This window comes from Caballeronia sp. INML3B (assembly GCF_023631305.1).
GTDB classification, from domain to species: domain Bacteria; phylum Pseudomonadota; class Gammaproteobacteria; order Burkholderiales; family Burkholderiaceae; genus Caballeronia; species Caballeronia turbans.
In genome coordinates, this window is sequence record NZ_JALQDI010000040.1 from 665,325 (window position 1) to 686,364 (window position 21,040).

20 protein-coding genes are annotated in these 21,040 nt (G+C 63.7%); 14 read left to right on the forward strand and 6 right to left on the reverse strand.

Features of this window, described 5'->3' with window-relative positions:
- Position 1: 1 nt before the first annotated feature.
- Positions 2-967, reverse strand: a complete 966-nt coding sequence (gene eutB / locus NCS58_RS18910) for a hydroxyectoine utilization dehydratase EutB (protein ID WP_061118108.1) — start codon at positions 965-967, stop codon at positions 2-4.
- An 80-nt stretch (positions 968-1,047) separates the two neighbouring features.
- Positions 1,048-2,445 (reverse strand): PLP-dependent aminotransferase family protein, encoded by a 1,398-nt coding sequence (locus NCS58_RS18915; RefSeq protein WP_061118107.1) that lies wholly within the window; start codon positions 2,443-2,445, stop codon positions 1,048-1,050.
- A gap of 234 nt (positions 2,446-2,679) precedes the next feature.
- Between NCS58_RS18915 and ehuB the strand changes: the two genes are divergently transcribed.
- The 10 genes from ehuB to NCS58_RS18965 all read left to right on the forward strand — a co-directional run bounded on the left by ehuB (position 2,680) and on the right by NCS58_RS18965 (position 11,010).
- Positions 2,680-3,534, forward strand: a complete 855-nt coding sequence (gene ehuB, locus NCS58_RS18920; RefSeq protein WP_061118106.1) for an ectoine/hydroxyectoine ABC transporter substrate-binding protein EhuB — start codon at positions 2,680-2,682, stop codon at positions 3,532-3,534.
- A 50-nt stretch (positions 3,535-3,584) separates the two neighbouring features.
- Positions 3,585-4,268, forward strand: coding sequence for an ectoine/hydroxyectoine ABC transporter permease subunit EhuC (gene ehuC, locus NCS58_RS18925; protein WP_250477446.1), 684 nt, complete (start codon positions 3,585-3,587; stop codon positions 4,266-4,268).
- The gene (ehuD, locus tag NCS58_RS18930) at positions 4,265-4,933 is read left to right on the forward strand and encodes an ectoine/hydroxyectoine ABC transporter permease subunit EhuD (RefSeq protein ID WP_061118105.1); all 669 of its coding nucleotides are present in this window, start codon (positions 4,265-4,267) and stop codon (positions 4,931-4,933) included. Before ehuC ends, ehuD begins: the two co-directional genes overlap by 4 nt.
- A gap of 73 nt (positions 4,934-5,006) precedes the next feature.
- Positions 5,007-5,831 carry an ectoine/hydroxyectoine ABC transporter ATP-binding protein EhuA gene (gene ehuA, locus NCS58_RS18935; protein WP_061118156.1) on the forward strand — a complete coding sequence of 275 codons (825 nt, stop codon included), beginning with the start codon at positions 5,007-5,009 and terminating at the stop codon, positions 5,829-5,831.
- Between the two features lie 76 nt (positions 5,832-5,907).
- The gene (locus NCS58_RS18940) at positions 5,908-7,467 is read left to right on the forward strand and encodes an FAD-dependent oxidoreductase (RefSeq protein WP_061118104.1); all 1,560 of its coding nucleotides are present in this window, start codon (positions 5,908-5,910) and stop codon (positions 7,465-7,467) included.
- Positions 7,468-7,476: 9 nt separating this feature from the next.
- Positions 7,477-8,100, forward strand: coding sequence for a UdgX family uracil-DNA binding protein (locus NCS58_RS18945; RefSeq protein WP_061118103.1), 624 nt, complete (start codon positions 7,477-7,479; stop codon positions 8,098-8,100).
- 9 nt (positions 8,101-8,109) lie between these two features.
- Positions 8,110-8,487 (forward strand): DUF3175 domain-containing protein, encoded by a 378-nt coding sequence (locus NCS58_RS18950; RefSeq protein ID WP_061118102.1) that lies wholly within the window; start codon positions 8,110-8,112, stop codon positions 8,485-8,487.
- 515 nt (positions 8,488-9,002) lie between these two features.
- Complete coding sequence (locus NCS58_RS18955; protein WP_250477448.1) at positions 9,003-9,170, forward strand: hypothetical protein; 168 nt, start codon at positions 9,003-9,005, stop codon at positions 9,168-9,170.
- A gap of 55 nt (positions 9,171-9,225) precedes the next feature.
- A complete protein-coding gene (locus NCS58_RS18960) occupies positions 9,226-10,533 on the forward strand; it encodes a sorbosone dehydrogenase family protein (protein ID WP_086961014.1) in 1,308 nt (435 codons plus the stop codon).
- On the forward strand, positions 10,534-11,010 hold the full coding sequence (locus tag NCS58_RS18965) for a hypothetical protein (RefSeq protein ID WP_061118101.1): 477 nt from the start codon (positions 10,534-10,536) through the stop codon (positions 11,008-11,010).
- Positions 11,011-11,016: 6 nt separating this feature from the next.
- Here NCS58_RS18965 and NCS58_RS18970 read toward each other — a convergent pair whose 3' ends face one another.
- Both NCS58_RS18970 and NCS58_RS18975 read right to left on the reverse strand, forming a co-directional pair.
- Positions 11,017-13,212, reverse strand: a complete 2,196-nt coding sequence (locus NCS58_RS18970; RefSeq protein WP_061118100.1) for a hybrid sensor histidine kinase/response regulator — start codon at positions 13,210-13,212, stop codon at positions 11,017-11,019.
- A gap of 217 nt (positions 13,213-13,429) precedes the next feature.
- Entirely contained in the window at positions 13,430-14,632 is a 1,203-nt protein-coding gene (locus tag NCS58_RS18975; protein ID WP_061118099.1) for an ammonium transporter, read from the reverse strand.
- Positions 14,633-14,946: 314 nt separating this feature from the next.
- On the opposite strand from NCS58_RS18975, the gene NCS58_RS18980 reads away from it, so the two are divergent.
- Together NCS58_RS18980 and NCS58_RS18985 are read left to right on the forward strand one after the other, a co-directional pair.
- A complete protein-coding gene (locus NCS58_RS18980) occupies positions 14,947-15,759 on the forward strand; it encodes a crotonase/enoyl-CoA hydratase family protein (RefSeq protein ID WP_061118098.1) in 813 nt (270 codons plus the stop codon).
- Positions 15,756-16,406 carry a phosphoribosyltransferase gene (locus tag NCS58_RS18985; RefSeq protein ID WP_061118097.1) on the forward strand — a complete coding sequence of 217 codons (651 nt, stop codon included), beginning with the start codon at positions 15,756-15,758 and terminating at the stop codon, positions 16,404-16,406. The genes NCS58_RS18980 and NCS58_RS18985 overlap by 4 nt, the downstream gene beginning before the upstream one ends.
- Here NCS58_RS18985 and mdeB read toward each other — a convergent pair.
- Positions 16,403-19,114 (reverse strand): alpha-ketoglutarate dehydrogenase, encoded by a 2,712-nt coding sequence (gene mdeB, locus NCS58_RS18990; protein ID WP_061118096.1) that lies wholly within the window; start codon positions 19,112-19,114, stop codon positions 16,403-16,405. The two genes, NCS58_RS18985 and mdeB, sit on opposite strands and share 4 nt — an antisense overlap.
- A gap of 138 nt (positions 19,115-19,252) precedes the next feature.
- Between mdeB and NCS58_RS18995 the strand changes: the two genes are divergently transcribed.
- Entirely contained in the window at positions 19,253-19,783 is a 531-nt protein-coding gene (locus NCS58_RS18995) for an Lrp/AsnC family transcriptional regulator (protein ID WP_061118095.1), read from the forward strand.
- A 138-nt stretch (positions 19,784-19,921) separates the two neighbouring features.
- Positions 19,922-20,086, forward strand: coding sequence for an FmdB family zinc ribbon protein (locus tag NCS58_RS19000; RefSeq protein WP_061118154.1), 165 nt, complete (start codon positions 19,922-19,924; stop codon positions 20,084-20,086).
- Between the two features lie 3 nt (positions 20,087-20,089).
- On the opposite strand, the gene NCS58_RS19005 is transcribed toward NCS58_RS19000, so the two are convergent.
- A complete protein-coding gene (locus NCS58_RS19005) occupies positions 20,090-20,992 on the reverse strand; it encodes a LysR family transcriptional regulator (RefSeq protein WP_250477449.1) in 903 nt (300 codons plus the stop codon).
- Positions 20,993-21,040 lie beyond the last annotated feature (48 nt).

Consider the following 21,040-nt stretch of genomic DNA (forward strand, 5'->3'; position numbering starts at 1 on the left):
TTCAGGCCGCTCCGATCAGGCGGCGATGCGTTTCGATATCGATATTGCTGCCGCTCACGACGATGGCGATGGGCCCGTCCTGCACCGCAATCGCGCCATCGAGCAGCGCCGCGATGCCCACCGCGGCCGCGCCTTCGACGACGAGCCGCTCTTCGCGATACGCATGCACGATGCCGCGCGCGATCGACACTTCATCGAGCAGCACGACGTCGTCGATGAGATCGCGCGTCATCGCGAAGGTATGCCGGTTTTCGAGGCCGATTCCGCCGCCGAGCGAATCGGCGAGCGTCTCCAGTTCATCGACGAAAACCGGCTTGCCCGCCGCGAGACTCGCGTGCATCGCGGCGCCGCGTTGCATGGACACGCCGATCAGCTTCGTACCGGGACGGATGTTCTTTGCCGCGAACGCGATGCCGCTGAAGAGCCCGCCGCCCGACAAGGGCACGACGATGCTCGCCGTATCCGGCAGCGCTTCGAGAATTTCGAGGCCGATGGTGGCCTGTCCCGCGATCACGCGTTCGTCGTCGAAAGGCGGCACGAATGCATAGCCTTCTTCGCGCACGAGACGTTGCGCTTGCACCTGCGCATCGTCCTGACTCTTGCCGTGGATGACGACGCGCGCGCCGAGCGCCGCCACCGCATCGACCTTGTTCTTCGGCACGAGCGACGACATGCACACCGCCGCTTCCATGCCGAGCGCGCGCGCCGCGTGCGCGACCGCGCGGCCATGATTGCCCGTCGATGCCGTGACGACACGGTTGCATCCCTGCTCGGCGAGTTGCGCGAGCGCATTGGTCGCGCCGCGCAACTTGAAGCTGCCCGTGGGTTGCAACGTTTCCAGCTTCAAATGGACCGGCACCCCCGCGATGCGCGAGAGTGACAACGAATGAACCAGCGGCGTGACGAGCGCGCGGCCTTCGATGCGCTGGCGGGCGCGGTAGACATCGGCGAGCGTGAGTGCGGACATGAGTGACTGGGTCGCGTGTTGGGTAACGATGCAACCCAGTCTAATGTCCTAAAAAATCGTTTTCGATTGTCCTAGTTCATTTAGTTGAAGTCGTGCACGTGCGGGTACTGGCCGAAGACCTCGCGCATGGTTTCCACGGCCGTGCGGAACGTACTCTCGCCGACTTCCGCGCCCACGCACAGCCGCACGGCATTGGGCCGGTCCGCGCCGCGCACGAGAAACGGATCGGGCGATGTCACCGCGATATTGCGATTGCGCAGCTCGCGCGTGATGCGATCCGCTTCCCATTCGTCGGGCACGCGCAGCCAGACCGACAGCGCGTTCGGATGACTGCCGAGTACATAGTCGCCGAGCACTTCGCGCACTACGCCCTGGCGCGCGGCAAGCCGCTCGCGCTGAATCTGCACGAGACGTTGCGCCGTGCCATCCATGATCCAGCGTGCGCTGACTTCCGCAATCGGCAATGTCGCCATCCAGCAACTGACGCGCAGCACGCTTTCCGCGCGCAATGCAAGACGCCGCGGCACCGTCATGAAGCCGGTACGCAGGCCGCTCAGCACCGATTTGGTCATGCTCGTGCAGTAAAACGCGAGTTCCGGAATCAGGCTCGCAATGGGTGTCTGCGTCCTGGCGGGCAGCGCACCGTAGACATCGTCCTCGATTACATACACGCCATAGCGCTCCGCGATACGAGCAATGGCGCGGCGGCGCGAATCGGGCATCAGCGCAACCGTGGGATTGTTCAGTGTCGGCGTGCACACGAGCGCGCTCACGCGCTCGCTGTCGCAGACCTCCTCGAAGTGCTCCGGGCGAATGCCGTGCTCGTCGATTTCCAGGCCTTTGAGCGTAAACCCCAACACATTTGCAGAGCCGATCACGCCGTGATCCGTGAGGCTTTCGCACAGCACCGTATCGCCGGGCCCGACGATGCTCGCCAGCGCGAGGAAGATGCCATGCGCGGCGCCATTGGTGACGAGCAGGGTCTCCACCTTCGCGGGCATGTTGAGCGACGCGAGCCATTCGACGCCCGCCTGGCGATGACTGTCGAAGCCCGCTATCGGCCTGATTGCGCGAATCCACGGCTGATCGTCGATGGTCGACAACGTCGCGCAGACCTTGCGCCACATCGCGTCGTGCTCGGCCGTATGCACGATGCGCGCAATGGAAAAATCGACCACCGAACGCTCGGCCGTGTCGAGCATGTAATTGGACATCGTTTCGGTCACGCGCGCGGTGACGAAGCTGCCGCGCCCGACTTCGCAACGAATCAGCCCTTGCCGCTCCAGTTCCTTGTACGCGTTGGTCACGGTCTGCACGCTGATCGCGAGATCCGACGCGACTTCGCGCTGCGGCGGCAAACGTGCGCCCGATGCGAGCGCGCCGCTTTCTATGTCGGCCGCCATCGCCTTGACGAGCCGCTTGTATTTGGACTGCACGCCTTGCACCGTGCGCACGGCGTCGCGCCATCTTTCATTCACGTGCCTGCTCCTCGCATGCCTGGTTCCATGCGCAATAGTGGCGCAAAAGCGCGCGTGAAAATAATTGTCCTAGAGCAATCGGAACAAATATATGGCTTTGTATTCTGCGTCGGTGGCTGCGCTGCGAGTCGATTCAAAGCCCTGCGGGATAAGGGTTTTCTCGGTGATTCGCGCATTCGCGCCATCGGATGGCCTACTCGATCACGCTTGAAAAACCATCACTACGGGAACGATATGAACACGAAGCGACTGTCTGGAATGCTGGCAGCAGCGTGCGTCGCGGCAGCTAGCCTTGCCGCCTATGCCACGAGCGCGAGCGCGGAAACCACGTTGCAGCGCATCCAGCGCACCGGCGAGGTGCGTATCGGCTATGCGAACGAAACGCCTTTCGCCTACACGACGCCCGATGGCACCGTGACCGGCGAATCGCCCGAGATCGCGAAGAAAGTGTTCGCCAAGCTCGGCGTGAAGAAGGTCGATGCGGTGCTCACCGAATGGGGCGCGCTGATACCGGGCCTGAAGGCCGGGCGCTTCGATGTGATCGCGGCGGGCATGTACATCACGCCGGAACGTTGCAAGCAAGTGGCGTTCGCCGATCCGCAATACCAGATTCCCGACACGCTGCTGACGATGAAGGGCAATCCGAAAAACCTGCACAGCTATGCCGATGTCGCAAAGCAACCGGACACGAAACTTGCTGTGATGGCAGGGACGGCCGAACTCGGTTATGCGCGCCAGGCCGGCATCAAGGACGACCAGATCCTGCAGGTTCCGGACACCACCGCGCAATTGCAGGCCGTGCGCGCGCGCCGCGCCGACGCAGCGGTCGGCACCGCATTGACGATGAAAGGTCTCGCCGGAAAAGGCGGCCCGCAGGTCGAAGCGATCAGCCAGTTCAACGACGATCCGAAGCACACCGGTTACGGCGCGCTCGCGTTTCGCCCCGAAGACACGGATCTTCGCGACGCCGTCAACAAGGAACTGCATCAGTGGCTCGGCACCGACGATCACCTGAAGACGGTCGCGCCCTTCGGCTTCGACAAGTCCAACGTGACGACCAAGAAAGCGCCGGAGCTGTGCGCCGGTTGAGCGGGCTTCAATAGCGACGCGCAGCGTCCATCCATTCGCGAGGAACCGTCATGAGTGACCTCAATGAGCTTTTGCCCCTGATGATGAAGGGCACGCTCGTCACGATCCAGATCGCCGTCATCAGCATCCTGCTTGCGATCGTCATGGCGGGTGTCGCGACGGCGTTGCGCGCCGCGCCCTACCGCGCCGTGCGCTGGGCCGGCAATGTCTATGTCGAGGTGTTTCGCGGCACGTCGTTGCTGGTGCAGCTATTCTGGCTCTTCTTCGTGCTGCCGCTGCCGCCCTTCAACGTGCAACTGACGCCTTTCACCGTCGCGATCGTCGGTCTCGGACTGCACTACGGCGCCTATGGCTCGGAGATCCTGCGCGGCGCGCTGCGCTCCGTGCCCGGCGGGCAATATGAAGCGGCGCTGGCGCTGAACATGCCCGCGGCCGCGCGGCTGCGCCGCATCGTGCTGCCGCAGGCGATGATCAACGCGCTGCCGCCCGCGACCAACCTGATGATCGAGCTTCTGAAAGGCACCTCGCTCGTCTCGCTGATCACGCTCTCGGACCTCACGTTCCGCGCGCGCCAGCTGGACGAGGCGACCTTCAAGACGGCGGAAGTCTTCGGACTCACGCTTCTCATCTACTTCGTGCTTGCGCAGGTGATCGTCGCCGTCATGCGCGTGTTCGAACGGCGCGTAAGCAGTCATGTCGCCATTCGCCGCACTGTCCCGGGGGCTGCATCATGACATCGCTGGGTCAACTCTTCGATGTGAAATACGCGCTGCATATCCTGCCCGAACTCGCGCGCGCGGCGACCTACACGATCGGCATCACGCTTGTCGGCTTCGCGATTGCGCTCGTGCTCGGCCTCGTGCTCGCGATCATGCGACGCAGCGAATTCGCGCCGCTCGCCAGGACGACCGCGTTCTTCATCGAGTTCATTCGCAGCACGCCGCTGCTGATCCAGGTGTACGTGCTCTTCTATGTCGCGCCGCTCTATGGCTTTACGATGTCCGCGCTGACGGCCGGCACGCTCGGCATCGCGGTGCACTATGCGTGCTACGTGTCCGAGGTGTATCGCGCGGGGCTCAACGGCGTCGCGCGCGGACAGTGGGAAGCATCGTGCGCGCTGTCGCTCTCGCCGTGGCGCACATATACCGGCGTGGTTCTGCCGCAGGCGATTCGCCCGGTGATTCCCGCACTCGGCAACTATCTCGTCGCGATGTTCAAGGACACGCCGGTGCTCTCCGCGATCACCGTCGTCGAACTGATGCAGCAGGCGAAGAACATCGGCTCCGAGACGTTCCGCTATCTCGAGCCGATCACCATGACCGGGATCTTCTTTCTCATCATCAGCGTGACGTTCGCTTCGGGCGTGCGTCATCTCGAACGGCGCGTGAGGCTGCCATGATGGTTCAGCATCGCGTATCGACCACTCAGACCCCGCTGGACGGCGCACGGTAATGCAACTCCAGGAGCAGCAGATGAAACGAGACCTCGACCCGGCGCTCGGCGCAGCGGCCGACGCCAGCGCGACCACGCCCATGGTGCGCTTTCGCAACGTCACCAAGCGCTATGGCGCGCTCACCGTGCTCGACGGCCTCGACCTCGATGTCGCCCGGAACGAAAAGGTGGCGATCATCGGGCCGAGCGGCTCGGGCAAGTCCACGCTTTTGCGCGTGTTGATGACGCTGGACCCGCTCACCGATGGCGTCATCGACGTGGACGGTGAACCGCTCACGCACGAAATGCGCGGCGGCAAGCTCGTGCCCGCATCGCCGCGACATGTTCGCCAGGTGCGCAGCAAGATCGGCATGGTGTTTCAGAGCTTCAATCTCTTTCCGCACATGAGCGCGCTTGCGAATGTCATCGAAGCGCCGATGAGCGTGCTCGGATTATCGAAGAAAGAAGCGACCGAGCGAGGGCGCGACCTGCTTTCGATGGTCGGTCTTTCCGAAAAGTGCGATCACTATCCGTCGCAGTTGTCGGGCGGACAGCAGCAGCGCGTAGCGATTGCTCGCGCGCTCGCAATGCGCCCGAAGATCATGCTCTTCGACGAAGTGACCTCCGCGCTCGATCCTGAACTGTGCGGCGAAGTGCTCACTGTGATTCGCCGGCTCGGCGAAGAACATAGTCTGACGATGCTGATGGTCACGCACCAGATGGGCTTTGCCAAAGACTTCGCCGATCGCGTGTGCTTCTTCTCGCAAGGCAAGATCATCGAGCAGGCGCCGCCGCAGCAGTTCTTCTCCGCGCCGCAGCATGAGCGCACGCGGCAGTTTCTGCGCGCGGTGACCGAAGCGCTTTGATCACGCGTTTTCTCGCGGTCCGATAATTGCTTCGCGCTCTTCGCATGGCCTGTTGCTTCAGCCACCGGAGAGTGCGATGTCCCCCACCCTGAATAAAGTCGCGCGCTTTGAGGATCTTTCCATCGAGCGCGGCACACGCGTATGCGTCAAAGCCGGCGACGACGCGAAGGAAATCCCCATCCTGCTCGTGCGCGACGGCGACGACGTGCGCGCCTATACCGCGCAATGTCCCCATGCGGGCGGCCCGCTCGATGAAGGCGCGATCTGCAACGGGCGCATTGTGTGTCCCTGGCACAAGGGCACGTTCGAGGTGCGCGACGGCAGTCTCGTCGAGCCGCCGCCGCTGAAAGCGTTGACACGCTACGAAGCCACGATAAGGGACGGCGACGTGTACGTGTCCGCGCAAGCCATCGACAGCGGTGACGTCTCGAAGAAGCAGACGAACGCGAGCCGGACCATGCTCGTCGTCGGCGCGGGCGCAGCGGGCGCGGCCGCATGCTCGGCGCTGCGCGAAGCGGGCTTCGACGGACGCATCGTGCTTGCAGGCGACGACGCGCGCGAGCCCTACGATCGCACGTCGCTCAGCAAGTTCACACTCGCAGGCGACATGCCGCCCGATGAAGTCCCGCCGCTGCTCGACGACGATTTCTTCGCGAAGCACGATATCGAACGCATCGAATCGCAGGCCGTTCGTCTCGATCCGAAGGAGAAGCGCGCCGAGCTCGCGAACGGACAGAAGATCGAATACGAAGCTGCGCTCGTGTGCACCGGCGGCGTTCCGAAGCCACTCGATATTCCCGGCGCAGAACTCGAGCATGTGCATCTGCTGCGCACGCGCGAGGATGCACGCGCGATTCTCGCATCGCTCGAAGGATGCAAGCACGTGGTGATCGTGGGGGCGAGTTTCATCGGGCTGGAAGTGGCTTCGTGTCTGAGGAAGCGCGAAATCGACGTGACCGTCGTCGCGCCGGGGAAGACGCCGTTTGCCAGGCAGTTCGGCGAGCGCATCGGCGAGATGTTCAGATCGTTGCACGAAAAGAACGGCGTGACGTTTCATATGAATGCGCGCATCAGCGCATTCGCAGGCGATGGTGCAGTCAGCGAAGTGATCCTCGATTCGGGCGGCAAGGTCGCGGCCGATGTCGTCATCGCGGGCACGGGCGTCGAGCCGGCGACGTCGTTTCTGTCGGGCCTCGCGCTCGCGGACGATGGAGGCGTCGACGTCGACGCAACCATGCTCGCCGCGCCCGCGTTATACGCCGCCGGCGATATCGCGCGCTTTCCCCTGCCGCGCTCGGATCAGCGACTGCGCATCGAGCACTGGCGCGTGGCGCAACAACATGCGCGTGTCGCCGCCTACAACATGGCGGGCAGCGCGCGGGAATATGTCGGCGTGCCCTACTTCTGGACGTTCCACTACGAGAAGACCTTCGACTATCTCGGGCATGTCGAGAAGCCGGATAGCATTAAAATAGACGGCGATCTCGATGCGCAGCATTTCATTGCCTACCTGATGAAAGACGGACGCGTGGGCGCGGTGATCGCATGCGAACACGAAACCGCGGTATGCCGTCTCGCCGAAGCGATGCGCGAGCCGCTCACGCTCGATGACGCGCGGCGCGTCGCGAACGCTTGAGAAACCGACATGGCCACGAAGCAGCCCGGCGTCGAACCGGATCAGGCTCCCGAGTCGCTGGACGAATGCCGCCGCTGCGCGCTCTGGGAACATGCGACGCAAGCGGTCCCCGGCAAAGGCCCGCGTCACGCGCCGATCATGATCGTCGGCGAGCAGCCCGGCGATCAGGAGGACTTGCAGGGCAAGCCTTTCGTCGGGCCGGCGGGCGCGATGCTCGATCGTGCGCTCGAAGAAGCCGGCGTCGCACGCAGGGAGGTCTACGTGACGAATGCCGTGAAGCACTTCAAGTGGGAGCCGCGCGGCAAGCGGCGATTGCACAAGACACCCGCGCAGCGCGAGATCGACGCATGCCGCTATTGGCTCGATCGCGAGACGGGTGATGTCGGGCCGAAGGTGATCGTCGCGCTCGGCTCGACCGCGCTCAAGTCCGTGATGCGCGATTCGAAAGCGACATTGCAGGCGTCGATGGGACAGGCGATCGAGCACGAAGGCCATGCAATCGTCGCGACCTATCACCCTTCGTTCGCGTTGCGGGCGCCCGATCCCGAAACGCGCGAGCGCGCCTACGTGGCTATCGTCGACGCGTTGCGCGAGGCGCATAGACTCGCCACGCATCATCGGAAAGAGCGTTGAGGTATGACTATGGCAACGAGCAAAACCCCATCGAAGAAGACAAGCAGCGGCAAGCGGCCCAGCACGCGGCAAAGGCATTCGCTCGGGAGTGCCCGCAAGAAGCCGGCGCGTTCCACGCATCGCTGGTCACATCATGTGATGGAAACGAGCGATGCAATGGATATTCAGCGCGATATCTTCAAGACAGGCAATGCGCAGGAAATCGCGGATTCGCTCAAACGGTCATCGACACGCAGTACGCGACGCAAAGGCTCGCCGTTTCAATCGGCCATGTCGATGCTCAACTTCTATATCAATCGCGCGGGACGCAATCTGCCCAAGTCGCGCAAGAGCACGCTCGAGCGCGCAAAAAAACGTCTGCGCGAGGCATTCGGACGCAAGCCCTGAAAAAGAGGCCCGAAAACGATCGCGCGCGGCCTCGTCGAAACGAAACCGCGCGCATTGCTTCCTGCCACTTCTCCAGAACGATCAAGGTTGCCGCTGGCCGCCCTGATGCTGCGGCAACGGCTGGTTCTGCTGCCGCTGACCGGATTGCTGATCCTGTTGCGGCTGCCCCGGCGATTTTTCCTGTTGGCCATGCTGCCGGTGTGACGGGTTCGATTGATTGGGCGTAGACGGCTGATTGCCCGTTTGCTTTTGATTTCCGCTCATAAAAGCCCTCCTGGCTGTGTCATCGCGCATCGAAGACGCGTAATGACGTTGCAGTGGTGAAAGCCGCGGCTCGCGCCGCATCGACATTCGAGCATCACGCGTACCAGACACGGCAGCCGCGCGTACGAAGGTGGCGCGGCGCGATGTACGCTGCGGGCGTGCAAAAACTGCCAGACGAATGCAAGCCTTGCAAGGTCATGAGGAACGGCGCTTGCTGCCGCTACGCATGACGCAACCCCAAGGAGACATCGATGGCTCAGGAACCCCCTCTCAATCCCGGCGATGAAGCCGAACCCGGCACGCCTGGCACGGGCGAAGATCTCTGTCCGGACTGTAACGGCTCGGGCAAGCTCGACGGCGCCGACTGCGAGACCTGCGGCGGCACGGGCAAAGTGACGCAAGGCATCGGCGGCGGCTGAACCGGACGTTCGACTCGTCAGGAGCGCAGGTTTGAAAACGAAAACAAAGCTACTTATGCGAGCGACGGCGCTCGCCTTGATGATCGCGAGCGGCGCGGCCACCGCCGATACCACCGCCGGCGATTACGCGCAGGGGTTCGGCCCGAATCCGACGCTGCCCGCGCCGCACAAATCGATGATGCCCACGGTCAACATCGCGCCCGCGAGGCCGTGGGCGCAAGGACAGAAGCCCATTCCCGCCGCGGGCTTCGACGTCACCGCCTTTGCCGCGGGCCTCGATCATCCGCGCTGGGTCGCGACCTTGCCCAATGGCGACGTGCTCGTTGCCGAAAGCAACGCACCCGCCCAGCACGACGAACACGCCGGCATCAAGGGTTTCGTGATGAAAAAGGTGCAGAAACGCGCCGGCGCCGGCGTGGAAAGTCCGGATCGCATCATGCTGCTGCGCGATGCCGACGGCGATGGCGTCGCCGAAACACGCACCGTGTTCATCGACAAACTGCATTCGCCCTTCGGCATGGCGCTCGTCGGCGATGAACTCTATGTTGCGGATACCGATGCGATCCTGCGCTTCAAGTACGAAAACGGCGCGACGCAAATCTCGACGCCCGGCGAGAAGTTCATGGACTTGCCAGCGGGCGAAATCAATCATCACTGGACCAAGAACATCCTCGCGAGCCGCGACGGCAAGAAGCTGTATGTGACGGTCGGTTCGAACAGCAACGCGGCGGAGAACGGCATCGACGCCGAGAACGGCCGCGCGGCGATCATGGAAGTGGATATCGAATCGAAACAGGCGCGTCTGTTCGCAACGGGCTTGCGCAATCCGAACGGCATGTCGTGGCAGCCGCAGAGCGGCGCGCTGTGGACGGTCGTGAACGAGCGCGACGAACTCGGCAACGAACTCGTGCCGGACTATCTGACGTCGGTAAGGGATGGCGCGTTTTATGGCTGGCCATACAGCTATTACGGCCAGCATGTCGATGACCGCGTGAAGCCGCAGCGCGCGGATCTCGTGCAATCGTCGATCGTGCCCGACTATGCGCTCGGCGCGCACACGGCTTCGCTCGGGCTCGCGTTCTACGACGGCAACGCGTTTCCGGAGCGTTATCGCAACGGGGCGTTCATCGGTCAGCACGGGTCGTGGAATCGCAAGCCGAGAAGCGGCTACAAGGTCATCTTCGTGCCGTTCGACAACGGCAAGCCTTCGGGTCCGCCCGAAGATGTCCTGACGGGCTTTCTATCGTCGGATGGCCATGCGCTCGGGCGGCCTGTCGGCGTCGCGGTGGATCGCAAAGGCGCGTTGCTCGTCGCCGACGATGTAGGCAACACGGTATGGCGGGTCGCGCCCGCCACGAAGTGAATGGCCGCGAAGAAGCCGACTCGGGAAGCAAAGAGCTATTTTGCGCTCGCGGAACGGCAGATCGTTGGTCTCTATGACGCAGGTGTGATGTCGCCTGCCGTATTGCATCACGTGGTTGCGGCTTATGCGGATAGCGGCATCGACTGGAACGAGGATGCCGCGCTGCGAACCGTGGATGGCCATTCCGTGCACGAAGCCGTGGTGCTCGTCATGATGCCGGGGCGCGCGCTGAAGAATGCGAGGAAGGACTTCATGTCGGTCGTCGCGCATCTTGCGGGCGGCGAATCGTCGTCGGCAGACGACGAAGAACCGAAAGCGGAAGACGACGAAGACCTGCTCAGTCAGCTAGGCGGCGATACGTCATCGCGTTCCAAGACCCGTCCCGCCAAGAAAAGCGAACAAGCACCGGAGCCGAAGCGCGCGGCCTTCAATCCGCTCGTCGGCGCGCGTGCCGTACCGGGGCACGACAAGCGCTGAACGCGTTCAGTGCGGGACGCCCGGCGCGATCAGATCGAGCAGATCGTCCATGTCGAATGGCTTTGCGAGGATCGGCACACCGAGATGCTTCGCGCGCTCCAGTTCGTCGGCGTAGCCCGTCATCAGCACGAGCTTTTGCGAAGGAAGACGCTTGATGATCTGCTCGGCCAGATCGATGCCGTTCATGCGGCCAGGCATCTGCACATCGGACAGCACGAGGTCGAAGCCATAGCCTTCGCCCAACAGCGCGAACGCGGCATCCGCGCTTTCCTCGTGATGCACCGTGCAGCCGAACACTTCGAGCACCGCCCTCACGCCCGCCGCGACATCCGCGTTGTCCTCGACGAGCAGCACCGTGGTGCCGCGCAGCGGCTCTCCCTCGTCGTCCGTCGCGGGTACGAGCGGCGGCGTCGTTACATCGGGTGGCACGCATGCCTTGGACGCCTCGGGCATCGGCCCATGATGACGCGGCAGATAGAGCCGCACCGTCGTGCCGGAGCCCGTCACGCTCGTGATGCGCGCGGTGCCTCCCGCCTGCTCGCACGCGGCGAGCACCTGCGTGAGGCCGAGACCGGCGCCCGCGCCGCGCTGCTTCGTCGTGAAAAGCGGCTCGAACGCGCGCCGCCGGACTTGCTCGGTCATGCCTTCGCCGTTATCGGTGATCGAGACGAGCACGTACTCACCATCCGGAATATCCGTTTCCGCGCCGCGCACGCGGGCATTCTGGCAGCGGATCAGCACGCGTCCGCCATGCGGCATGGCATCGCTCGCATTCACCGCGATATTCACGAGCGCAAGCTCCAGCTCGACCGGATCGGCCATCACGTTCCACAGATCGGGCGACAGCTCCAGCGTCACCATGACGGACGGATGCACCGATTTCTTCACCAGATCGAGCACGTTTCGCAGCCAGGCGCCCGGATCGATCAATTCCTGCCTGAGCGGCTGCTTGCGCGCGACGCTCATGAGCCGCCGCGCGAGCGACTCGGCGCCGGCGGTGGCGCGCTCCACCGCGAGCACTTCGCTTTCGACGTCGTTGAAGCGCTTGCGCCGTGCGAGCTCCATGTTCGCTCCGACCACCATCAGCAAATTGTTGAAGTCGTGCGCGACGTTGGCGACGAGATTGCCGAGCGCGCCCATGCGCCGCAGTTGCCGGCGCGACGCCTCGATGGAAAGGCGCGTCGCGACTTCGGCCTGCCATCGCTCCCATGCGGCCTGTTCGGCATCGAGCCGGCGAATCGAGAACGCAATCAGCAGCCACACCGCGATGCACGGCAACAGCGCGATCGCCGCGACGAGCGCGAGATTGTCGCGCCAGCGCTTTTCAACCACGGATGTCGCGTAGCCCGCCGATACATAGAGCGGCGAGTCGCCCACGCGCCTGAAGGCGAGCAGCCGATCGACGTGATCGATGCTCGAGCGCATGCGCATGCTGCCGTAGAGTTCGTTGTTGCGAAACGCGCGCGTAAAGCCCGTATTGGTTGCCGGTTGCGTGCTGCCGGCGCTCTCCGGAAAGCGGGCGAGGACGCTGCCGTCGCGGCGATACAGCCCGATGACGAGCGCGCGATCGCCCGCCGCGATCTCGCGATAAAAATCGGTGAAATAGCCGCGCTTCAACGCGATCGACACGACGCCGAGAAACTGCCCGTTGCGCGCGATGCGGCCCATCGTCGTCGTGAACACATCTGAACTCGCCACCTTGCCGCGCAACGGCAGCGAGAAGTACGTGACGGGCGCGACGGCACGCGCGGACCGGAAATCGTCGCGCTCCGCAATCGACACGGCCGGCGCCGGATACCAGCGGCTATTCGCGAGCAGCGCGCCGTTTTCGCCGAAGACGGAAATCGCGGCGATCTGCGCGAGCGTGCCGCTCATGTCGTCGAGCGTGCGGTGCAGACCTTCCTCGCGGCGCTTGATGAGCGCGTCGTCGCTGTCGCCGAGCAGATCGACGATGCGCGTCTCCAGTTGCTGATTCAGGTCGATCACTTTCAGCGCATGCTCGTCTGCAATGCGCGTGAGGCGCTCGATCAGTTCCTGTGCTTCAGCAAAGCGACGCTGATGATCGTAATAGCCATAAATGCAAAGGCACGCGAGCGGGATCACGATGGACGCGCCCAGCACGAGCAGTAGCATCCTTCGCATCGATGCGAAATTGCGCACGGGCAGCGGCAGATCGAATGTCGCGGTCTCTGTGGAGTCCAAGCGATGCGCCTCCGAGGGAATCGACCGGTATATCCTACCCGGCGCGCGCTGGAAGCGATATGAGGAATAAAGACCGTGCCGGACCTGGCATGCTCTTTTGGCGCGGCGAGTGCGTCGATCGCACTCGCCTTCCTGCCGTCATTCGATGCGACGCATCACGATGCGAGCGCCGCCTGTGACCTCCGATAGCGCGTGAAAGCGCTGGCTGCTCTCCGCGTCACCCCGCCATTTCCCGATCCGGCGTTGCCGAGATGCGATGAATCGCGAGATCGGCGCCATTGAATTCTTCTTCGCGATCGAGCCGCAACCCGACCGTCGCCTTGATCGCGCCATACACCGCCGCGCCGCCCGCGAGCGCGAGCGCCACCGCACCGACCGTGCCGATGACCTGCGACCACATCGACACACCGCCGATGCCGCCGAAGCCCTTCTGCCCGAAGACGCCCGCGGCGATTCCGCCCCACGCGCCGCACATGCCGTGCAGCGGCCACACGCCGAGCACATCGTCGATGCGCCAGCGGTTCTGCACGCACGTGAACATCTGCACGAAGAGCACGCCCGCCACCGCGCCGACGATCAGCGCGCCAAGCGGATGCATGAGGTCCGAGCCCGCGCACACCGCGACCAGACCCGCGAGCGGGCCGTTGTAGGTGAAGCCCGGATCGTTGCGGCCGGCGAACCACGCGGCAAGCGTGCCGCCGACCATCGCCATCAGCGAGTTGACCGCCACGAGGCCGCTGATCTTGTCGACCGTCTGCGCGCTCATCACGTTGAAGCCGAACCAGCCGACCGCGAGCACCCATGCACCGAGCGCGAGGAACGGAATGCTCGAGGGCGGATGCGCGGCGATGCGTCCATCCTTGTGATAGCGCCCGTGACGCGGCCCGAGCAGCAGCACCGCCGGCAGCGCGACCCAGCCGCCGAACGCATGGACCACGACCGAGCCGGCGAAGTCGTGAAACGGCGCGCCGAATGCCTGCGTCAACCAGCCCTGAATGCCGAAGCGCTCGTTCCACGCCACCCCTTCGAGCAACGGATAAACGAAGCCGACGATCACGCAAGTCGCGAACAGTTGCGGATTGAACTTCGAGCGCTCGGCGATGCCGCCCGACACGATCGCCGGAATCGCGGCGGCGAAGGTCAGCAGGAAGAAGAAGCGCACCAGCGCGTAGCCGTTGTGCTCGGCGAGGATATCGGCGCTGTGCATGAACTGCACGCCATACGCGATGTTGTAGCCGATGAAGAAATACGCGAGCGTCGAAACCGCGAAGTCCACGAGGATTTTCACGAGTGCATTCACCTGATTCTCGCGGCGCACGGTTCCGAGTTCGAGAAAGGCGAAGCCCGCGTGCATCGCAAGCACCATTGCGGCGCCCAGCAGCAGAAAAAGAGTGTTGGTTCCGGATTGGAGTGCCTGCATGTTTTTCAACGGTCGTCTGAAAGAGGCGCTGGTTTTGCAAGTTCCGGGCCAAGTTGGCGCAAACAGCATCGGAACGGTGCGCAATGGGCGTTGGCGCGGTAAAGCGTGGTGCAACGTGCGCCGCGAATGGTCATTTCGCACCGCTCGAACTTGGTGCAATGCTCCGTCGTGTTGCATCTCATGCACCGGATATGCGCCAGATATTTCATCACGACAGCTTTTAGCATGGTGAACGAAAGCATTTCACGTGGCGCACCGATGCGTCGTGCCGCGAGTATCCTGACGTGTGTAGCCGCGAAAAACTGGAGCCGTCGATGTCTTCTCACATCGAGTATCTGGGCGAGCATGTGCGCATGGAACCGCACGCGCTCGATCCGCGAGTCGTCACGGTCGTGCTCGACCGTGCCGAGCGGCGTAACGCGGTGGATCGCCACATCGCGGATGCGCTGCGCCAAGCGTTCGAGCGCTTCGACGCCGACGATGCGCTGCGAGTCGCCGTGCTGTGGGGCGCGGGCGGCACGTTCTGCGCAGGCGCCGATCTCTCCGCACTCGAGGACGACGCGCGCCGCAACGAGATCCATTCCGACGGCAGCGGCCCCGGCCCGATGGGACCGACGCGGCTCGCGCTGAACAAACCCGTGATCGCGGCGATCGCGGGACATGCGGTCGCGGGCGGGCTCGAACTGGCGGCGTGGTGCGATTTGCGCGTCGTCGAGGAACACGCGGTGCTCGGCGTGTTCTGCAGGCGCGTGGGTGTGCCGCTCATCGACGGCGGCACGATCCGGCTGCCGCGTCTCATCGGCATGTCGCGTGCGCTCGATCTGATCCTCACCGGACGAGCGGTCGACGCGACGGAAGCGCTTGCCTTCGGCCTTGCGAATCGCATTGCGCCGCAGGGCGAAGCGCGCGGCGTGGCGGAAGCGCTTGCGTGCGAACTGGCCGCGTTGCCGCAGGCCGCATTGCGTGCGGACCTGCGCTCGGTGCACGAGAACGCGTTCGACGCCGACATCGCCCGGGCATTGCAGCGAGAAGGCGCGAACGGATATCGCTCGATATTCGATGAAGGTCTCGACGGCGCGTCGCGTTTTCTCTCGCGCGCGTCGAGTCCGAAAGGACAGGCAACATGAACTCAGTATTCGAGAACCGCAGAGCCGCGGGCCGCGCGCTCGCGCAGCATCTCGGCGCTTATCACGGCCGCGCCGACGTCACCGTGCTCGCGCTGCCGCGCGGCGGCGTGCCGGTTGCGTATGAAGTGGCGCGCGCGCTCGGCGCGCCGCTCGACGTGCTCGTCGTGCGCAAGCTCGGCGTGCCGGTGCAACCCGAACTCGCGATGGGCGCGATCGCATCCGGCGATGCTTTCTATCTCGACGAGCGCATCGTGCAATACGCGGGGGTCGCGAAGGACGATCTCGAACGCGTGATCGCGAAAGAACGCGCCGAGCTTGCCCGGCGCGAGAAGCTGTATCGCGGCTCGCAGCCGCCGCTCGATGTCGAAGGACGCGTCGCGATCATCGTCGATGACGGCATGGCGACCGGCGCGACGATGAAGGCCGCGGCGATGTCCCTGCGTCATGCGCATCCGTCGAAGATCGTCGCGGCGCTGCCGGTGGCGCCGCTCGATTCCGAAGCGCGCGTGGACGAAGTGGTCGATGAATTCGTCTGCGTGCTGCGCCCGCATCAGTATTACGGCGTCGGGCAGTTCTATATCGACTTCGATCAGACAAGCGACGACGAAGTGCGCGAGCTGCTCGACGCCGCGCGCAAGGCCGCCTAGCGCATCCAGGGCGCGTCGTGCGCTTCCTGCGTCTTGCCGTACTTCACGCGCGCGGTCTTCAAGACTGATTTATCGATGACGCCTTCGTCCACGAGCGACTTCAACGCGGCGATGACGATCGACACGCGATCCACTTCGAAGAACGCGCGCAATGCCTGCCGCGTGTCGCTACGGCCGAAGCCATCCGTGCCGAGCGTGACATAGCGGCGCGGCACGTAGGCGCGAATGAGTTCCGGCACCGCGCGCACGTAATCGGTCGCCGCGATCACGGGACCACGCGATCCTTCGAGCGCACGCGTGACGAACGGCGTGTTCACATCGTCGTCGCTCAGGCGGGCAAGACGTTCGGATGACGCGCCGTCGCGATGCAATTCGGTATAACTCGTCACGCTCCACACGGCGGCGTCGATGTTCCAGTCGTCCTCGAGCATCGTGCGCGCAGCGATCGCTTCGTTGAGAATCGCGCCGGAACCGAGCAATTGAACCTGGGCTTCGGCTGCGTCGCCGCCGATGCGATAGATGCCGCGCAGAATCCCTTCGCGCGTTTCTTCATCCAGTGAGCCGCCGGGCGCGGAAGGCTGTGCGTAATTCTCGTTGGTCACGGTGACGTAATAGAACACGTCGTTCTGGCGCTCCATCATGTCTTTCATGCCTTCATCGACGATCGCGGCGACTTCATAAGCGAACGCCGGATCGTAGGCGCGGCAGTTCGGAATCGTCGAAGCCGCGAGATGGCTCGTGCCGTCCTGGTGCTGCAGGCCTTCGCCGCCGAGCGTCGTACGCCCCGCCGTCGCGCCGATGAGAAAGCCGCGCGAGCGCTGGTCCGCCGCCGCGAAAATCAGATCGCCGATGCGCTGAAAGCCGAACATCGAGTAGTAGATGTAGAACGGCAGCATCGGCAGATCGTGCACGCTGTAGGACGTCGCCGCCGCGATCCACGACGACACCGCGCCCGCCTCCGAGATGCCTTCTTCGAGAATCTGCCCGCGCGTGTCTTCCCGGTAGTAGAGCATGGAGCCCATGTCCTCCGGCTCGTACAACTGGCCGAGCGGCGAATAGATGCCCACTTGCCTGAAGAGATTCGCCATGCCGAAGGTGCGCGCCTCGTCCGCGACCACCGGCACGACGCGCTGCCCGATGGTCTTGTCCTTCAACAGGCTGCCGAGCATGCGCACGAAGGCCATCGTCGTCGACATCTCCTTGCCGGATGCGTCGAGCGCGAATTGGCCCCACGAATCGAGCGCGGGCGGCGCAATGCCTTGCGATGCCTTCGCGCGACGGCGCGGCAGATAACCGCCCAAAGCCGCGCGGCGCTCATGCAGATAGCGCATCTCGGGTGCGCTGTCCGCAGGCTTGTAGAACCTGACTTGTTCGACGTCTTCATCCGAGAGCGGCAAACGGAAGCGATCGCGAAACTGCTTGAGATCGTCGAGATCGAGCTTCTTCTGCTGATGCGTCGTCATGCGGCCCTGTCCCACCGTGCCCATGCCGAAACCTTTCATCGTCTTGGCGAGAATCACGGTCGGCTGGCCCTTATGCGACAGCGCTTTCGCATAAGCAGCGTGCAGCTTGCGTACATCGTGGCCGCCACGGCGCAAGCGGTCGATATCTTCATCCGACATATGCGCGACGAGTGCCGCGAGTTCCGGATTCTGGCCGAAGAAGCGCTCGCGGTTATAACGGCCGTCGTTCGCCGAGAAGGTCTGGAACTGACCATCGACGGTATGCGCGAAGGCGCGCAGCAAGGCATTCGTGCGATCGCGCGCGAACAGGCCATCCCAGTCCGATCCCCACAGCACCTTGATCACGTTCCAGCCCGCGCCGGTAAACTGCGCTTCGAGTTCATCGACGATGCGTCCGTTGCTGCGCACGGGACCGTCGAGCCGCTGCAAGTTGCAATTGATGACGAACACGAGGTTATCGAGTTGTTCGCGCGCCGCGAGCGACAGCGCGCCGATCGATTCAGGCTCGTCCATTTCGCCGTCGCCGAAGAAGCCCCACACCTTGCGCCCTTCCGTGCGCAGCAGATTGCGGTTTTGCAAATAGCGCATGAAGCGCGCTTGATAAATCGAGTTGATCGGGCCGATGCCCATCGAGCCCGTCGGAAATTGCCAGAAGTCGGGCATCAGCCATGGATGCGGATACGAGCACAAACCCGGTCCCTCGATCTCGCGCCGATAGTGCTTCAGATGTTCTTCGTTGAGAAAGCCTTCGAGATAAGCGCGTGCATACACACCCGGCGACGAATGCGGCTGGAAATAGACGATATCGCCGCCGTTGTTCGCATCGGCCGCTTTGAAGAAGTGATTGAAGCCGACTTCGAACAAATCCGCCGCCGACGCATAGCTCGCGATATGGCCGCCCAGTTCGCCGTATGCGCGATTCGCGCGCACGACCATCGCGAGCGCATTCCAGCGCAGCACGGCGGCGAGTCTTTCTTCGATGTCGAGATTGCCGGGATAAGGTGGCTGCTGCGATACGGGAATCGTGTTCGTGTAGGGCGTCGCGCGCGCCCGCGCCGATTCGATGCCCACCGACAGCGCGTGCTCCGCGAGCCTGTCGAAAAGATATTGCGCCCGTTCCCGCCCGACATGCGCGACGACGGCATCGAGTGCCTCCAGCCATTCTGCGGTTTCGCCGGGATCGATGTCCTCACGTCCCTTGGCAAGAGAAAGAAGCTGGTTGGTTCCGCTCGATAAGTCGGTCATGGTGCGACTCCGCTGTGGCTGAAAGATGATTCAAGCATATCCATTGACGCGCAGAATGTGCGTCTTATTTGGCTGCGGCCGCGCTTTGCGGTAGTGTGTTTATTCTTCCAGAATGCCAAAAACCGGAATCTTTCGACTATGACGGCCAGTGTGAAGCAACGGCTCGACCGCACCGACATCGGAATATTGAATCAGCTTCAGCAAAACGCGCGCATCACCAATTCGGAACTCGCGCACGCGGTGAATCTTTCGCCGACGCCCTGCTTCAACCGCGTGCGCGCGCTGGAAAAAGCCGGGCTCTTCAAGCAGCACGTGACGTTGCTCAATCCCGAAGCGCTCGGGCTTTCCATCAATGTTTTCATTCAGGTGAGTCTGGAAAAGCAGATCAAGGATGCGCTCGCGCGTTTCGAGCAGGCGATCAGCGAGCGCCCCGAAGTGATGGAGTGTTATCTGATGACGGGCGACGCCGATTACCTGTTGCGCGTCGTCCTGCCCGACGTGGCCGCGCTCGAGCGCTTCATTCTGGAGCGGCTCACGAAAATGCCGGGCGTTTCGAACATTCGTTCGAGCTTCGCGCTCAAACAGGTGCGTTACAAGACCGCGCTGCCGCTGCCCGCATCCGGGCTTACCCTGCCCGATCAGAACTCCGACGAAGCAGAATGGACCTGATCGTTACGCAATGAGCGATCGACCCGCGATTACTGGCGCGATCATCGTCGACCCGATTTTCACGCTCCATTGCTGAACTAGAATGGGTTGAACCGGCGCGGCCTCGCGCCGGATCACCGGTCGCGCGCGGAGGATGACATGCCGACTTATCAATACCGTTGTCAGGATTGCGGCGAAAACTTCGAGCACGCGGAGCACATCGCCGAGCATGCGACGGTGCAGCTCAAATGCCCCAAGTGCGGCAGCGAGAAAGTCGCGCACGCGCCCGCACCGTTCGTCGCGAAGACCACCAAGAAAAGCTGATCCTCACGCCGCGCGGAAGCGGAGCTCGTGTGATGGCAGTCCGCCCAGACGCTGCGCGACGTGATCGATGAACGCGCGCAGTCGCGGCGCTTCGTGACGGCTCGGCGGCCAGAGAATCTGGAACACGCCTTCCGTACGCATATGCGCGCCGAGCACCGCCCGCAGCAAGCCGGCTTCCAGCGCGCTCTTCGCGACGAAATCCGGCACGCATGCGAGGCCTAAGCCCGAGATGCAGGCGGCGAGCACCGCTTCCATGTCGTTGAATGCGAGCGTCGCGTGCGGATCGATGGCGAAGGTGTGATCGTCGCGCGCGAAACGCCAGGGCTCGGACCGGCCGCTCGTCGGAGAACGGAAACGGATGCACGCATGGCCTTCGAGATCAGTCGGCGTCACCGGCTCGCCGTGTCCCGCGAAATAGGCGGGCGAGCCGACCACCACCGGCCCGTATTGCGCGAGCGGCCGTGCGAGCAACTGCGAATCGGCGAGACGTCCCGTGCGGATCACGGCGTCATAGCCTTCCTGCGTGACATCGACGACGCGATCGCTGAAATCGATATCCAGTTCGATGTCCGGATAACGCCGCCTGAAGTCGGGCACGAGCGGCATCAGGAGCCGGCTGCCGAGCGACGGCGCGCTGATGCGCAACCGGCCGCGCGGCGAAGAGGTCGAATGGAACAGTTCGTTCTCCGCTTCTTCCAGATCGGCGAGCATGCGTTTGCAACGTGCGAAGAAGCGCGCGCCTTCGTGCGTGAGTCCTATTCTGCGCGTCGTGCGATTGAGCAGTTGCACGCCGAGCTTCGCTTCGAGCCGCATCACGCTCTTGCCGACCGCCGACGCCGAGAGCCCGAGCGCGCGCCCCGCCGCCACGAAACTGCCGGACTCCGCCGCACGCACGAAGGCGACCATGCCGGAGAGACTTTCTGTCGAAGGAGGCGCGCCTGGTGAACTCCGGGC